Raw genomic sequence first — 13,538 nt, 5'->3', positions numbered from 1 at the left:
CGTTTTGACGAGGAGTGTTTCGATGGCCACGCCCATCCATCATCGGGCGAGCAGCCGGCGATACCGCGCCAATGTCGCCTTGCGCACGGTCGCCGGCAGCGTGGGCGCCTATGGCGTCGCCGCGCTCGCCGCTGCGGCGCTGGCCCGCACCCTGCCGATGGCGCGGGTGGAGGCGGTGACTTTTGCGACGATGATCGCTTATCTGGTCGCGCCCGGCGTCACCATCTGGGCCTTTCTGGCGCGTGGGCCATGGCGCGCGATCGCGGGCGTGATTCTAGCGGCAGTCGCTTTAGGCGGTATCGCCTGGATCGCGGGGCGACCGGCATGACAAAGGCGAAAGCCACGGTGCGTGATGGGGCGCGGCAGGCGATGGCCTGGCTGCATGGCTGGACCGGACTGTTGCTCGGCCATATTCTGTTCATCATGTGCCTCGCCGGGACGCTGAGCGTTTTCAAGCCGGAGATCAGTCGCTGGATGCGCCCGGAAATCAGCGGGCAGGCTGATCCGAACCGCGCGATCATCTCCGCGATCGACTGGCTGTCATCTAATACGACCGGGTCGACGGGCTGGTATCTGTCCGCGCCTGACGGTCGTTCCAATGTCGTAGAGGCCAGCTATGACAGCGGCGGCGCTTATATCAGCCGCGCACTTGATCCGGTCAGCGGCGCCCCGGTGGCGCGCGACACGCTGGGCGGGGAATTTTTCTACCGCCTGCATTTCGAGCTGGAGCTGCCCTATCCCTGGGGGCGATTGCTGGCCTCGCTGGCCGCGATGCTGATGCTGGTGGCGATCGTGACCGGCATCATCGCGCACAAGCGTTTCTTCAAGGATATCTTCACCTTCCGCCCGGCCAAGGGCCAAAGGTCTTGGCTGGACGGGCATAATGCGCTGGGAGTGCTGTCCCTGCCCTTCCACATCATGATTACCTTCACCGGCTTGCTGACGCTGGCGTCGCTCAACATGCCGTGGGGAATCGCCGCGGGCTATGGCGATGATGTCGCGACACTCTATAGCGATCTGGTTCCCGCCGCGGTGACGCGCGCGGCCACCGGAACCAAGACGCCATTGGCCCCGGTCGCTCCGATGCTGGCGCAGGCGCAGGATTATTTCGGCGGCGCACCGATCAGTCGCGTCTACATCTTCAACCCCGGCGACGCGGCGGCTGTGGTAACCGTCTATCCGGTCGAGACGGCCGCGATCGGCACTCTGCCTGCCGAGATCAGCTTCGACGGTGCGACAGGCAAGCTGCTGAAAGCCTGGACCGAAACACGGCCGATGCTGCGCGCCTATCAAACCATATATGGCCTGCACATGGCCCATTTCGCGCCGCTGTTGACGCGCTGGCTCTATTTTCTGGGTGGTGCGATGCTAACGCTCGCCATTGCGAGCGGCATGGTCCTGTGGATCGTCAAGCGGCGGGAACGCGCGCCGCTGTCGATCGGCAACCGGTTGCTGGAGCGGCTGAACGTCGGTGGCCTTGCGGGCGTGCCAATCGGCATGGCGGCATACCTCATCGCCAATCGCCTGTTGCCACTGGGTTTGGAGGCGCGCGCGCAGCAGGAGGTGTCGGTCGCCCTGTGGAGCGCGGCCGCGGCGCTGGTGCTGGGGCTGCTCCTGCCACCCGCGTTGGGCTGGCCGCTCCTGCTGGGCCTGCTGGCGCTGCTATGCGCGCTGGCCGCTGCACTGGGACCGATCTGGGCGGGGGATGCGATGATCATGACGGGCAATATGCTACTGACGGCGACGGCGGTCGGATTGGCACTGCTGGTCTGGAAGCAGCTGCGCCGCCGCAGCGTGCCCAGGCTGGTTCGCCGCCGGATGGCGCCAGCATGATGCTCACCATCGGCCTGCTCTACCTCGCCCTGTTCGCTCTGGCCGGGCGGATGCAGCGGCATCGACCGGTGCTGCTTCTAAGATGGCAGCGTCGTCCATGGGTCGCCCATCTGGAATGGGCGGGATGGATGCTGCTTGCTCTGTCGCTGCTCAGCCTGCTGCTGTGGGCGGACGCCGGCATGGCGCTTATCGCCTGGATCGGGCTGCTGCCGGTATTGGGCGCAGTCGTGATGCTCGGCATGACCTATCGCCCGGCGGTGCCGCGGACGGTTGTGCCGGTCGCGGCTGCGTTGACGATCGCCGGGTTGCTAGCGGTTTAGGCCTTTATGTCGATGGTGGCGATCAGGCCGCCATCATCGGCATTGCGCAGGCGGACGGACGCCTCGAAACTCATCGCCAGCGACCGGCTGATGGTCAGGCCAATGCCGGTGCCGTGACGCCCCCCCGGTTGGCTGCTGGCGCCGCGGGTGAAGGGTTCGAACATCTGGTCGAGCTGGTCGACGGGGATGCCGGGGCCATGATCGCGCACATGGATCAGCAGCCTGCCGCCCGATCGCGCGCAACTGATGTCCGCGCTGCCGCCATAGCGCACGGCATTGTCCACCAGATTGGCGATGCAGCGGGTCAGCGCGTTGGGCTTGACCCGCACCGTGCCGCCGCAACCGGTTAAAAAGCGGACGGGCGCGCCCAGTTCCTCAGCGTCCTCCGCCATGCTGGTCAACAGGGAATCGATGTCGAGCCAGGACCATTCCTCGCGCGCCTCGATGCTGCTGGCGAGGTCCAGCCCCTCGCGCACCAGCGTCTGCATCGCCTGATGATCCTGCAGCAGGCGGGCGCGCAGTTCCTCATTCTCGACCAGTTCCAGGCGCAGGCGCAGGCGGGTGAGCGGCGTCTGAAGATCATGGCTGATCGCGGCAAGCAATTGCGTCCGTTCGGCAAAGCCCGCGCGGGCGCGACGCTGCATCAGGTTGAAGGTAGAAAGCGCCGCGCGCACCTCCTCCGGCCCACGTTCGGGGATCTCCTCAGGGTCGAGCGACACCGAAAAGGCTTCGGCCGCTCGTTCCAGGCGGCGCAGCGGCTTGGACACAAAGCGCGCGACCAAGATGGCTAGTCCGGCCGATGCGGCGATGATGACGATCAGGTAGAGCGGATTGAACAATGTGCTGGGCGGCTTGGCAAGGCGCGGGAAGCTGAGCGCCATCGACCGGCGCTGACCATGGGCGTCGGTCAGACGCACGATCCAGCAGTCCGGCCGCGGCGCGCCGATCAGGCCGGCCGCCTTCTGCTCCACGTCGGAATGGCGCGGGAAGCAAAGGCCGATGGGCACCTGCCCCGCCTCCGGATCGGCAGATTCGCCCAGCCGGGCGACCAGCATGGCTTCCATGGCGCTGTCTTGATCGGTCAGCGACACGCCCTCCGGCGCGACATAGGCGCCCATGATGCGCCGCGCCGCCAGCATCGGTTCGATACGCGCGGGATCATGCTGCAAGCGGTCCATAATGTCGGTGGCGCTTGCGACGACGCGCTGACGGCGGACCCGTTCGAAATCATGATGGCGCGTCTGTTCCGCCACCAACAGCGCGATGATCGCGGCGACCGACATGCCCAGCGTCAGGATCAGGAAAATCTGTCCCGCCATGGACCGGAAGAAAGCGCGGGCGCGCCGGAACGGCTTGCCGATCATGAATGATCGACCGAACAGGCGAGGACATAGCCTTCGCCGCGCACTGTCAGGATCAGATCCTCGCCGCCCGGCAGGCTTGACAATTTGTGCCGCAAGCGGCTGATCTGCAAATCGATCGAGCGGTCGAACGCCGCGGTAGCGCGGCGTTCGGGCAGCAATGTCTCGCGGTCCAGCACGACATTGGGTTCGTCTATGAAGCGGCTGAGCAGGCGAAATTCGGCTGAGGACAACATCACTAGCCGATCGTCGGGCGCGACCAGCCGGCGTTGGACCAGGTCGACGCGCCAGGGTCCGATATGGGCGTAGCGCATCGCGCCGGTGCGCGCGGCCGGCCCGCTGCGCGCACGGCGCAGCAGGTTGCGGATGCGCACCAGCAGTTCGCGCGGTTCGAACGGCTTGGTCAGATAGTCGTCCGCGCCCAGTTCCAGACCCAATACCCGGTCGATCGCGGTGCCGCGCGCAGTCACCATGATGATCTGCACGTCCGATCCCTCCGCCCGCAATTCACGGCACAGCGACAGGCCGTCGCCATCGGGCAGGTTGAGGTCCAGCACGATAAGGTCCACCGCCTCGTCGCGCAACGTCTGGCGCAGGTCGGCCAGGTTGGCGGCAGCCAGCAAGCGGTAATTTTCCTGCCGCAATTGGCCGACGATCAGGTCGCGTATATCGGCGTCGTCATCGACCACCAGCACCGTGGCGGGACGGAAGGATACAGCATCGGCCATGGCCTGTCCTAGCGTGTGGCGCGTCAAAAGTCTGCGCTTCTTGTTGGTCGATACAGGCCGATACAAAGCGATACGAAGATGAACCCTGATGCAACGCATCGCCGCATTGGGAAAAACACTCCCTCTACAATGATGCCCGTAAAGCCGCGATGAGGGCCGGGTCGGCCCTCCCTGCCGACGCCAACGGAGTCCTTGCGATGCCTAACCCTGCCATCCTGGCTGGAACCCCGGTGCAGCGGGCCGAATCGATCACGCGCGTCCCTTCCCCCTCCCCCTCGTGCGCCCGGTCCGGTTTCCTTCATGCGTCGGCGGGCATCGCAGGGGCCTGCTTGGCACGTCTTCGAGGATAAGCGTCAGACCATGCCTATTTCCGCCACTTTGCGCAGCCTTCGGGTCGCATCGATCGCTCTTGGCCTGTCGCTTGCGGCCTGTGGGCAACAAAAGCCGCCGCAAAAAGGGCCGGTGGAAGTGGGCGTGGTCACGCTGAACACCCAGGACGCCACCTTGTCCAGCGAATTGCCCGGCCGCACCGTATCGACGATGATGTCGGAAGTGCGCCCGCAGGTGGCGGGGCTGATCCAGAAGCGGTTGTTCACCGAAGGGTCGATGGTCAGTGCCGGCCAGCCGCTCTATCAGATCGACGCCCGCCTCTATCGCGCGTCGCGCGACGAGGCGCAGGCCAGCCTGGCGAGCGCGCAAGCGACGGCTGCGGCGGCGCAGGCCAAGGCGCAACGCTATCGCAGTCTGGGCGATACCGAAGCGGTCAGCGCGCAGGACCGCGACGATGTGATCGCGACCGCGCGGCAGGCGAGCGCCGCGGTGCAGCAGGCGCGCGCCAGCCTGCAGACCAGCAGCGTCAATCTGGACTTCACGCTGGTCCGGGCGCCGATCAGCGGTCGTATCGGCCGCACGTTGTTCACCCCCGGCGCGCTGGTGACGACCAGCCAGGCCGATCCGCTGACGACCATCCAGCAGCTCGACCCCATTTATGTCGACGTGACCCAGTCCAGTTCGCAATTGCTGGCGCTGCGCCGGTCGCTAGCGGCGGGCAAGACGCTGCCGGCGAGCGCCACCATCCGGCTGAAATTGGAGGACGGCACTGATTATCCCCAGGAAGGCCGGATCGAGTTCGCCGAACCGATCGTGGACGTCAATAGCGGCACGGTGACGTTGCGCGCGCGCTTTCCCAATCCCGACGGGCTGTTGATGCCCGGCATGTTCGTGCGCGTGGTCGCGCCGCAGTCGGTGGTGCCCGGCGCGATCCTGGCCCCGCAACAGGGGATCAACCGCGATCCCAAGGGCAACGCGACGGCGCTGGTCGTGAACAAGGCGAACAAGGTCGAGCGTCGTACGGTCACCGCTGGCCAGGCGATCGGCGACAAATGGCTGATTACCGCTGGCCTCAAGGCCGGTGACCGCCTGATTGTCGAGGGCACCGACAAGGTGAAGGCCGACGATGTCGTGAAGCCTGTCGCCGTCAAGTCGACGAAGTAGGAGCCGACCTTTGCTCAGCCGCTATTTCATCGAACGGCCCATTTTCGCCTGGGTCATCGCCATCGGCATCATGCTCGCGGGCCTGGGTGCGATGCTGTCGCTTCCCATCGCCCAATATCCCGACATCGCCCCGCCCGGCGTCGGCATCAGTGCGACCTATCCCGGCGCGTCCGCCGAAACGGTCGAGACGAGCGTGACACAGGTGCTGGAGCAGCAGCTGACCGGCATCGACGGGCTGATGTATTTTTCCTCTTCCTCGTCTGCGACGGGGCAGGCACGGATCACCGTAACGTTCCAGAAAGGCACCGACCCCGACACCGCGCAGGTGCAGGTGCAGAACCGGGTGCAGCAAGCCTTGAGCCGCCTGCCCAACGCTGTTCAGCAGCAGGGGCTGTCCGTCACCAAGCAGCAGACCGACTTCCTGATGCTGGTGGGTCTCTATGATGAGACGGATACCGCGACGCAGGCGGATATCGCCGACTATCTGGTGAATAATTTCCAGGACCCGATCGCCCGCATAGACGGCATCGGCGCGACCCAGATCTTCGGGTCGCAATATGCGATGCGGGTGTGGCTGGACCCCTATAAGCTGGCCGCCGTCAAACTGATGCCGTCCGACGTGCAAAGTGCGATTGCGGCGCAGAATGTCGAAGTGTCGGCCGGCCAGATCGGCGCCGATCCAGCGCCCGCCGGGCAGCAGATCAATGCGACGGTGACGGCGCGCGCGCGGCTGCAAACGCCCGAACAATTCCGCAACATCATCGTCAAGACGCAGACCGACGGATCGATCGTCCATCTGTCCGATGTGGCGCGGGTCGAACTGGGCAATGAAAGCTATACCACTGCGGCGCGACTGAACGGCCATCCCGCATCCGGCGTCGCGCTGCAACTCGCGCCGGGTGCCGACGCGCTCAAGACCGCCGAACTTGTGAAGGCCAAGGTCGCCGAACTGTCCGGCAGCCTGCCCCCCGGCTACAAGGTCGTCTATCCGCGCGACACCACGCCGTTCATTCAGTTATCGGTAGAAGAGGTCATCAAGACGCTGATCGAAGCGGTGGCGCTGGTCGTCGTGGTGATGTTCGTCTTCCTGCAGAGCTGGCGTGCGACGCTGATTCCGGCCATCGCGGTGCCGGTGGTGCTGCTTGGCACGTTCGGCATCCTCGCCTTGTTCGGCTATTCCATCAACACGCTGACGCTGTTCGGCATGGTCCTGTCCATCGGCCTGCTGGTCGATGACGCGATCGTGGTGGTGGAAAATGTCGAGCGCATCATGGAGGAGGAAGGGCTGTCTCCACGTGAAGCGACGATCAAGTCAATGGAGGAGATCGGCAGCGCATTGGTCGGCATTGCGCTCGTGCTGTCGGCTGTGCTGCTGCCCATGGCCTTTTTCGGTGGATCGACCGGCGTCATCTATCGCCAGTTTTCCATAACCATCGTGTCATCGATGATGCTGTCGGTGGTGGTCGCACTCATCCTCTCGCCCGCGCTTTGCGCCACCATCCTCAAATCCGCGAGCGAAGAGCATCGCGACAAGGGCTGGGCCGGCAAGTTCAACCGCTGGTTTGAAAAGCTGACGAACGGTTATGTCCGCCGCACACAGCAGATGCTGGGACGGCGCAAACTGTTCTGGGGCTTGTATGTCCTCGTGCTGGCGGTACTTGTCCTGATCTTCGTGCGCCTGCCGTCCAGCTTCCTGCCGGTAGAGGATCAGGGGCAGGTGATGGTGCAGGTTACCCTGCCCGCTGGCGCCAAATCCAGCCGGACCAACGCCGTCATCGATCAGGTGCAGAATTATTTCCTGAATGATGAGAAGGACAATGTCGCCTACGCCTTCATCATGACCGGATTCAGTTTCCAGGGTCAGGGCGAGAATGTCGGGCAGGGCTTCATCAACCTGGCGCCATGGGATGAGCGTAAAGGGACAGCGAACACGGCCGGGACCATTGCCGGACGCGCGACAAAACAGCTCGCGGCGATCCGCGACGCCAAGGTGCTGGGCATGACGCCGCCCGCCATCCGCGGCCTGGGTCAATCGAATGGCTTCACCTTCGAATTGCTCAATAATGGCAGCCACAGCCGTGCGCGCTTTCTGGAGTTGCGCGACCAGTTGATCGACGCGGCGTCCAAAGACCCGGTGCTGGCCGGCGTGCGCGCCGCATCGCTGGAGGACACGCCCCAGCTCAAGGTCGATATCGACAATGAGAAGCTGGCGGTGCTGGGCCTGACGCAGAGCGACGTGGACGATGTGCTGAGTTCCGCCTGGGGCAGCACCTATATCAACGACTTTGTGGATCGCGGCCGGGTGAAGCGCGTCTATATGCAGGCCGATGCGGCCTATCGCGCGCTGCCAACCGATATCGACAACTGGATGGTGCGGTCCAGCAGCACGGGCCAAATGGTGCCCTTCTCCGCCTTTGCGAAGACGCATTGGACAATGGGGCCGAGCACCATGGCGCGCTTCAACGGCCTGTCTTCGTTCGAAATTCAGGGTCAGGCAGGCAGCGGCGCCAGTTCGGGCGATGCGATGGACCGGATGGTCGAGTTGCAAAAGCAACTGCCCGCCGGCACCAGCTATGCGTGGAGCGGCCTGTCCTATCAGGAGCAATTGTCCGGCGGCCAGGCGCCGCTGCTCTATGGCCTGTCGGTGCTGGTCGTGTTCCTGTGCCTTGCGGCGCTCTATGAAAGCTGGTCGATCCCGCTGGCGGTGCTGCTGGTCATCCCCCTCGGTCTGGTAGGCGCGGTGATCGCGGTGTGGGCGCGCGGCCTGGAGAATAATATCTTCTTCCAAGTCGGTCTGCTTACCACCATGGGGCTGGCGGCGAAGAATGCGATCCTGATCGTCGAGTTCGCCGAACTGGCGCACAAGCAGGGCAAGGACCCTTTGTCCGCCGCGCTGGAAGCCGCACGATTGCGCTTTCGCCCGATCCTGATGACCAGCCTTGCCTTCATCGCCGGCGTCATTCCGCTGGCGATCGCGACGGGCGCAGGCGCGCAGAGCCGGGTTGCGATCGGCACGGCGGTCGTCGGCGGCATGACGACCGCAACGGTGCTCGCCATCTTCTACGTGCCGCTGTTCTTCGTCACGATTGCGGGCTTTTTCGGCGGCGGCACAAAGAAGGTCACGCCGCCCGCCCCGGCGCCCGACGCAGGAGTTCCGGCATGATCCGTCTATCCCTGTCGGCCGTGTCCCTGATGGCGCTGGCCGGATGCAATATGGCGCCGACCTATGTGCGACCGGCCGCGCCAGTCCCTGCCACCCTGCCCAGCGGTGAAGCCTACGCAGTTGGACAGGCCGGACAAAAGGCGGGCCTGGCATGGACCGAGCTGGTCGGTGACGCCACGCTGCGCACGGTTATCGAACGCGCGCTGGCAAACAATCGCGACCTGCGCGTCGCGATCGCCAACATCCAGTCGGCGCGGGCGCTATATAGGGTGCAGCGTGCGGCGCAGTTGCCCACCGTCACGATCGACGGCGGGGCCAGTTTCATCCGTCAGAATGACAACCGGCAGAACAGCTATAGCGCCGACGTTGGTTTCAGCGCCTTCGAGATCGACCTGTTCGGCCGCGTCCGCAACCTCACCCAATCGGCGCTGGAAACCTACCTAGCGACCGAGGAAGGCGCACGATCGACGCGGATCGCGCTGATCGCCGAAACGGCGACCGCCTATGCGACGCTGGCCGCCGACCAGGAACTGCTGGCGGTTGCGCGCCAGACTGAGGCCAGCGCCCAGCGCTCTTTGGACATTACCCGCCAACTCAACGGCGCCGGTCTGATCGGCAAGCTCGACGTCTATCAGGCCCAGACGACCGTGGAGCAGGCGGCATCCGACGTCGCCGCCAACATCACCCAGGTCGCGCAGGATCGCAACGCACTCGACCTGCTGGTGGGCGCCCCGGTGGAAGAGGCGCTGCTGCCCCACTCGCTCGACAGCCTGATCGCTGGCGTGGCGAAGGTGCCGGCCGGCCTGTCATCGGATGTGCTGCTCCAGCGGCCCGACATGCTGCAGGCGGAGCATCAGCTCAAGGCCGCCAACGCCGATATCGGCGCGGCGCGCGCGGCGATGTTTCCCACGATCAGCCTGACGTCTGCGATCGGCGTGGCCAGTTCGGCCCTGTCGTCGCTCTTCACCGGCAGCGGCTTCGCCTGGTCGGCCAGCCCGTCCGCCAGCCTGCCGATCTTTGGCGGACCCAACCGCGGCAATCTGGACTATAGCAAGGCGCAGCGCGACCTCTATGTCGCCCAATATGAAAAGACGGTGCAGACCGCCTTTCGCGAAGTGGCCGACGGACTGGCGCGTGAAGGGACGATCGATGCGCAGCAGGCGGCCCAACGACGGCTGGTGATCGCCAGCCAGCGCGCCTTTGACCTGGCGGACCAGCGCTATCGGTCGGGGATCGATACGTTCCTGACGGCGCTGACCAGCCAGCGGGCGCTGTATAGCGCGCAGCAATCGGCCATCGCCACGGACCTTGCCCTGGTGAGCAACCGCGTGTTGCTCTATCGCGTGGTCGGGGCGGATCAGTAACTCGACATCGCGATTTCTCCCTCTTCTCCTGCGGCGCGAATCTGTTATCATGCCGGGATAATAAGGGAGAGGAACCATGCTGTTATTGGCACGGTGTCTGGATTGGCTCTGCCAATTATTTGCGTCGGGCGCGCAGGACGAAGTGCGCCTCAACCAATTGATATCGCGCTGCGGCGCGCGCGACCATAGGCCGCGCCACCCCTGACGGCATCGGCCTGGGGCGGTTTCTCATCAGATGGAGCCGTCTGATGACTCGGAGCCGAAAATCAGCGCCGCTAATTCGCGTAACGTCAATGATCTAGAGCGGCTTATCCGATGCAATCGGATCGCAAGCCGCTTTACCGGGGTATGCCGGGCCGCTCCGCCGACGCCAGCCGCTTGGCCGTCGTCAGCGTCTGGGCAATGAACAGCAGCACCAGAATGGCGCCGATCACGCCCACGAACAGGTCGAACCCTGACACCGCGCCGAACCAGCCGGGGGCGTAGCCCAGCAGCATCATCGCGATGGTCAGTCCGATCAGCAGCAGACGCAATTCGGTCGGCCCGGCGGCAAGATAGGACAGTTTGAACTCACCAAGCACCCGCGCCGACAGATAGGCATGGATCGACAGCAGCAGATAGCCCGCCAGCGCGACCAGCGCGACGTCCATGCGGATATAGGGGCTGGCCCCCATGCCCGCGAGAATCAGCAGGGTTGCCAGGCCATCACAGCTATGGTCGATGAAATAGCCGTAGGACGGCCGTTCGATATGGCGAAACCGCGCAAGGCTGCCGTCCAGGGAATCGCCGAACCATTGCAGCGCATAGCCGGCGATCGCCAGCCACAGCCAATCGACGCCCCAATTGCTGGCGGCATAGCCCGCAAAAATGGCGAAAGCGCCGACCATGCCCAGCGCGGTAAGCATGTCCGGCGTCAACCAGCGCGGCATATGCGCGCACAGCCAGTTGAGCAGGCGCCGTTCCGCTACGGCTAGGACATTTTGCTGGATACGGGCGATGGGTGGGGCCGACGGGCCGGAAGGCAATGACATGGCGCTTTATGACGGAAGGATGACAAATACACAATATTCCTTGCGTCCCACTTTACAAGGCCATTGCCTGTCTGCCGCCTTCCGGGCCAAAGGCGATCGATCGGGTGGATGACCCGTGGAGGACCCTATGAGCAAGGATCGGCCCCAGGATGTACGCGATATCGTAGCGCGGATGGAGCAGCGGTCGTCCAATCCGATACGTCGCGCGAGATTGATGGTGGAGCAGGAGGTGCCCCCGGCCCGCCGGGGACCGGGATGGGACCGGCATTGGCGCGAACTGGAAGCCTATCTGGATGAAGGCATCGCCTGGACCATGCCGCAGGGGCTGGACGATACGCCATCCGACGAAGATAAAAAAAGGGCCGATCCGAAGACCAGCCCGTAAAGATTTAGGAGAGGATGCCTGAAAGGCGCATTCTTTGTCTGCCAATGGGTGAATTTCCGCAAGTGCGAACGGCCATTGTGCGATTGCAGAAATTGCATCCGGGCCGAAATGCGACCTTCATTGTTGGAAGAATCGGTGATCGGCTATCGACAGGCTACCAGTAATTTTCACGCTTTGATGCGCAATGTGGCCAACGCCGCCAGCAGCAGCGTGGCCGCGGCGAAGGCCATGGTCCAGATCGGGTCGCCTGGGAAGAAGGCCTTCATGACCGATCCCATCGCCGTCGCCACCAGCAGTTGCGGCAACACGACGAAGATGTTGAACACGCCCATGTAAACGCCCAGCTTGGCCTGCGGCAGGCTGGACGCGAGCATGGCATAGGGCATGGCGAGGATCGAGGCCCAGGCGATGCCGATGCCCACTTCGCTGAGCACAAGCAGGTCGGGATCGCGCACGACCAGGAAGCTGGCGAAGCCCGCCCCGCCCGCGACCAGACACAGCGCATGCGCCCGCGCCTTGCCGATCCGTGCCGCGACCCAGGGCAGCAGCGTCATCGCCGCCACCGCCGCGACCCCGTTATACACTGAAAAAAGCACCCCCACCCAATTGCCGCCGGCCTGATAGGCGGCGCTGGCGGGATCGGCCGAGCCGAACATATATTGCGCGACGACCGGCGTCGTGTGAATCCACATGATGAAGAGCGCCGACCAGCTGAAGAACTGGATCAAGGCCAGCCGCCGCATGATCGGCGGCATGCCGCCTATATCGCCCACGATATGCGCCAGCATATGCGTGCTTCGCCCCGCGCGCGCCAACAGGATCGCGGTCAGGCTGGCAAAGCCGTACCCCGCCAGCAAGGCGGCGAGCAGATAGACTTCCTTTTCCATCGTCCACAGGGCGACCAGCAGCGCGACCACCGCACCGGCCCCGATCCAGATGAAGCATGTGCCGATGGAGCGATATGCCAGATCGGCCCCTGTATCAGGGACGACGTCGCCGTCGCCAAAGGTGCGCATCTGGTCCGGCGCATATTCGCGCGTCGTCAGCACTGTCCAGAGCACCGCCGCCAGCAACGCCGCGCCGCCAGCCCAGAAGCTGTAGCGGACGGTATCGGGCACCTGCCCCGCCGCCGCGACGTTCGCGACGCCCAAGTGATCGAGGGCATAGGGAAAGAGCGACCCCACCACCGCGCCCGCGCCGATGAAGGCGGTCTGCACCGCATAGCCCATGATATGCTGGTCCTTGCGCAGCATATCGCCGACGAAAGCGCGAAACGGCTCCATTGAGATGTTGAGGCTGGCGTCAAGCATCCACAGCAGCAACGCCGCCATCAACAGCCCGTCGCTCTGCGGCATGCCCACCAGCGCCAGTGCCGAAAGGATCGCGCCGGCCAGAAAATAGGGACGGCGGCGGCCCAGCCGGCCAAACCAGGTCCGATCGGAGAGATGCCCGACGATGGGCTGGACCAGCAATCCTGTCAGGGGAGCGGCGACCCACAGGGCGGACAGGTCATCGATGCTGGAACCGAGCGATTGAAAGACACGGCTCATATTGGCATTTTGCAGCGCAAAGCCGATCTGGATGCCGAAAAAGCCGAAACTGATATTCCACAATCCGGCAAAGCCCTGTTTCGGCTTTTCCATGCCTGTCCCCTCCCGTCGCGACCGGCCTGCCGCCCGCCTGCGTCACCCCCCGACCGCTTGCATGACGCGGCGGACAGGGCAAGCTATGCATACGAATACATACGGATCGCCATTCCCAGACGGAAACAAATGCGTCCTGCCCGATCCCACCGCTCTATTTTTTGCAACGATCCGTTGAAGTCATTCTATTGGATCGGTAGGGGCAAGGCGCGCATA

The 13,538-nt window shown here is 64.4% G+C and carries 11 protein-coding genes; 7 read left to right on the top strand and 4 right to left on the bottom strand.

Annotated features, from left to right (window positions below; translation table 11 throughout):
* The first annotated feature begins 22 nt into the window (after nucleotides 1-22).
* Genes CEQ44_RS05180 through CEQ44_RS05170 form a run of 3 tightly spaced genes read left to right on the top strand, consistent with a single transcriptional unit; the run spans nucleotide 23 to nucleotide 2,153 of the window.
* A complete protein-coding gene (locus tag CEQ44_RS05180; RefSeq protein WP_088182500.1) occupies nucleotides 23-328 on the top strand; it encodes a ketohydroxyglutarate aldolase in 306 nt (101 codons plus the stop codon).
* The gene (locus CEQ44_RS05175) at nucleotides 325-1,833 is read left to right on the top strand and encodes a PepSY domain-containing protein (RefSeq protein ID WP_088182499.1); all 1,509 of its coding nucleotides are present in this window, start codon (nucleotides 325-327) and stop codon (nucleotides 1,831-1,833) included. The genes CEQ44_RS05180 and CEQ44_RS05175 overlap by 4 nt, the downstream gene beginning before the upstream one ends.
* Nucleotides 1,830-2,153, top strand: a complete 324-nt coding sequence (locus CEQ44_RS05170) for a DUF3325 family protein (RefSeq protein WP_088182498.1) — start codon at nucleotides 1,830-1,832, stop codon at nucleotides 2,151-2,153. The genes CEQ44_RS05175 and CEQ44_RS05170 overlap by 4 nt, the downstream gene beginning before the upstream one ends.
* Here CEQ44_RS05170 and CEQ44_RS05165 read toward each other — a convergent pair.
* A complete protein-coding gene (locus CEQ44_RS05165; RefSeq protein ID WP_088182497.1) occupies nucleotides 2,150-3,517 on the bottom strand; it encodes an ATP-binding protein in 1,368 nt (455 codons plus the stop codon). The genes CEQ44_RS05170 and CEQ44_RS05165 overlap by 4 nt on opposite strands.
* Entirely contained in the window at nucleotides 3,514-4,242 is a 729-nt protein-coding gene (locus CEQ44_RS05160) for a response regulator (RefSeq protein ID WP_088182496.1), read from the bottom strand. The genes CEQ44_RS05165 and CEQ44_RS05160 overlap by 4 nt, the downstream gene beginning before the upstream one ends.
* Before the next feature lie 360 nt (nucleotides 4,243-4,602).
* Here CEQ44_RS05160 and CEQ44_RS05155 point away from each other — a divergent pair, with 360 nt between their 5' ends.
* From CEQ44_RS05155 to CEQ44_RS05145, 3 genes are read left to right on the top strand one after another with little or no spacing between them, the layout of a single operon-like run.
* Complete coding sequence (locus CEQ44_RS05155; RefSeq protein ID WP_176400214.1) at nucleotides 4,603-5,736, top strand: efflux RND transporter periplasmic adaptor subunit; 1,134 nt, start codon at nucleotides 4,603-4,605, stop codon at nucleotides 5,734-5,736.
* Between the two features lie 10 nt (nucleotides 5,737-5,746).
* Nucleotides 5,747-8,899 carry an efflux RND transporter permease subunit gene (locus CEQ44_RS05150; RefSeq protein WP_088182495.1) on the top strand — a complete coding sequence of 1,051 codons (3,153 nt, stop codon included), beginning with the start codon at nucleotides 5,747-5,749 and terminating at the stop codon, nucleotides 8,897-8,899.
* A complete protein-coding gene (locus CEQ44_RS05145) occupies nucleotides 8,896-10,263 on the top strand; it encodes an efflux transporter outer membrane subunit (protein WP_088182494.1) in 1,368 nt (455 codons plus the stop codon). The genes CEQ44_RS05150 and CEQ44_RS05145 overlap by 4 nt, the downstream gene beginning before the upstream one ends.
* Before the next feature lie 338 nt (nucleotides 10,264-10,601).
* On the opposite strand, the gene CEQ44_RS05140 is transcribed toward CEQ44_RS05145, so the two are convergent.
* The gene (locus CEQ44_RS05140; RefSeq protein WP_088182493.1) at nucleotides 10,602-11,294 is read right to left on the bottom strand and encodes a CDP-alcohol phosphatidyltransferase family protein; all 693 of its coding nucleotides are present in this window, start codon (nucleotides 11,292-11,294) and stop codon (nucleotides 10,602-10,604) included.
* A 127-nt stretch (nucleotides 11,295-11,421) separates the two neighbouring features.
* On the opposite strand from CEQ44_RS05140, the gene CEQ44_RS05135 reads away from it, so the two are divergent.
* Nucleotides 11,422-11,679: a hypothetical protein gene (locus tag CEQ44_RS05135; protein WP_176400208.1), complete on the top strand. Its 258-nt coding sequence runs from the start codon at nucleotides 11,422-11,424 to the stop codon at nucleotides 11,677-11,679.
* A 167-nt stretch (nucleotides 11,680-11,846) separates the two neighbouring features.
* Here the strand turns inward: CEQ44_RS05135 and CEQ44_RS05130 are convergent, their stop codons facing one another.
* Nucleotides 11,847-13,322, bottom strand: coding sequence for an MFS transporter (locus CEQ44_RS05130; RefSeq protein WP_088182492.1), 1,476 nt, complete (start codon nucleotides 13,320-13,322; stop codon nucleotides 11,847-11,849).
* Nucleotides 13,323-13,538: the final 216 nt, after the last annotated feature.

The sequence above is a fragment of the Sphingobium sp. Z007 genome, from assembly GCF_900013425.1.
Lineage (GTDB): Bacteria > Pseudomonadota > Alphaproteobacteria > Sphingomonadales > Sphingomonadaceae > Sphingobium.
This window is presented reverse-complemented; position numbering and strand designations above follow the sequence as displayed.

Coding starts and splice junctions, on each gene's coding strand:
- CEQ44_RS05180 (WP_088182500.1), top strand. CDS start 23: ATGGCCACGCCCATCCATCATCGGGCGAGCAGCCGGCGATACCGCGCC.
- CEQ44_RS05175 (WP_088182499.1), top strand. CDS start 325: ATGACAAAGGCGAAAGCCACGGTGCGTGATGGGGCGCGGCAGGCGATG.
- CEQ44_RS05170 (WP_088182498.1), top strand. CDS start 1,830: ATGATGCTCACCATCGGCCTGCTCTACCTCGCCCTGTTCGCTCTGGCC.
- CEQ44_RS05165 (WP_088182497.1), bottom strand. CDS start 3,517: ATGATCGGCAAGCCGTTCCGGCGCGCCCGCGCTTTCTTCCGGTCCATG.
- CEQ44_RS05160 (WP_088182496.1), bottom strand. CDS start 4,242: ATGGCCGATGCTGTATCCTTCCGTCCCGCCACGGTGCTGGTGGTCGAT.
- CEQ44_RS05155 (WP_176400214.1), top strand. CDS start 4,603: ATGCCTATTTCCGCCACTTTGCGCAGCCTTCGGGTCGCATCGATCGCT.
- CEQ44_RS05145 (WP_088182494.1), top strand. CDS start 8,896: ATGATCCGTCTATCCCTGTCGGCCGTGTCCCTGATGGCGCTGGCCGGA.
- CEQ44_RS05140 (WP_088182493.1), bottom strand. CDS start 11,294: ATGTCATTGCCTTCCGGCCCGTCGGCCCCACCCATCGCCCGTATCCAG.
- CEQ44_RS05135 (WP_176400208.1), top strand. CDS start 11,422: ATGAGCAAGGATCGGCCCCAGGATGTACGCGATATCGTAGCGCGGATG.
- CEQ44_RS05130 (WP_088182492.1), bottom strand. CDS start 13,322: ATGGAAAAGCCGAAACAGGGCTTTGCCGGATTGTGGAATATCAGTTTC.